Origin of the sequence: Klenkia taihuensis, assembly GCF_900112525.1 — a bacterium.
In the GTDB taxonomy this organism is placed as follows: Bacteria; Actinomycetota; Actinomycetes; order Mycobacteriales; family Geodermatophilaceae; genus Klenkia; species Klenkia taihuensis.
Map to the genome: position 1 here is coordinate 1 of NZ_FOMD01000010.1, position 1,115 is coordinate 1,115.

Consider the following 1,115-nt stretch of genomic DNA (forward strand, 5'->3'; position numbering starts at 1 on the left):
TGGTCTGGGGGGTTGGGGTGGGGTGTTCGGTTCTTTCAGAACCGCACAGTGGACGCGAGCACGCTTGTGTATCAGGACGTGGTTGTGGTGAGGCAAGTCCTCGGCCTATTAGTACCGGTCAGCTCCACACATTGCTGTGCTTCCACTTCCGGCCTATCAACCCGCTGGTCTGGGCGGGGGCCTTACCCCACAAGGGGTGAGAGACCTCATCTTGAAGCGAGCTTCCCGCTTAGATGCTTTCAGCGGTTATCCCTGCCGAACGTAGCCAACCAGCAGTGCTCCTGGCGGAACAACTGGCACACCAGAGGTTCGTCCGTCCCGGTCCTCTCGTACTAGGGACAGCTCTTCTCAAGTCTCTTACGCGCACGGCGGATAGGGACCGAACTGTCTCACGACGTTCTAAACCCAGCTCGCGTACCGCTTTAATGGGCGAACAGCCCAACCCTTGGGACCTACTCCAGCCCCAGGATGCGACGAGCCGACATCGAGGTGCCAAACCATCCCGTCGATATGGACTCTTGGGGAAGATCAGCCTGTTATCCCCGGGGTACCTTTTATCCGTTGAGCGACACCGCTTCCACATGCCGGTGCCGGGTCACTAGTCCCAGCTTTCGCTCCTGCTCGACCCGTCGGTCTCACAGTCAAGCTCCCTTGTGCACTTGCACTCGACACCTGATTGCCAACCAGGCTGAGGGAACCTTTGGGCGCCTCCGTTACATTTTGGGAGGCAACCGCCCCAGTTAAACTACCCACCTGACACTGTCCCTGATCCGGATCACGGACCGAGGTTAGACATCCAATTCGACCAGAGTGGTATTTCAACGACGACTCCACGAACACTGGCGTGCCCGCTTCACAGTCTCCCACCTATCCTACACAAACCGAACCGAACACCAATATCAAGCTATAGTGAAGGTCCCGGGGTCTTTCCGTCCTGCCGCGCGTAACGAGCATCTTTACTCGTAGTGCAATTTCGCCGAGCCTGTGGTTGAGACAGCTGAGAAGTCGTTACGCCATTCGTGCAGGTCGGAACTTACCCGACAAGGAATTTCGCTACCTTAGGATGGTTATAGTTACCACCGCCGTTTACTGGCGCTTGAGTTCTGAGCTTCGCC

1 rRNA gene is annotated in these 1,115 nt (G+C 57.1%); it reads right to left on the reverse strand.

The features are described 5' to 3' along the window. Positions 1–88: 88 nt before the first annotated feature. Positions 89–1,115, reverse strand: a 23S ribosomal RNA gene (locus BM158_RS21225); the annotation flags it as partial.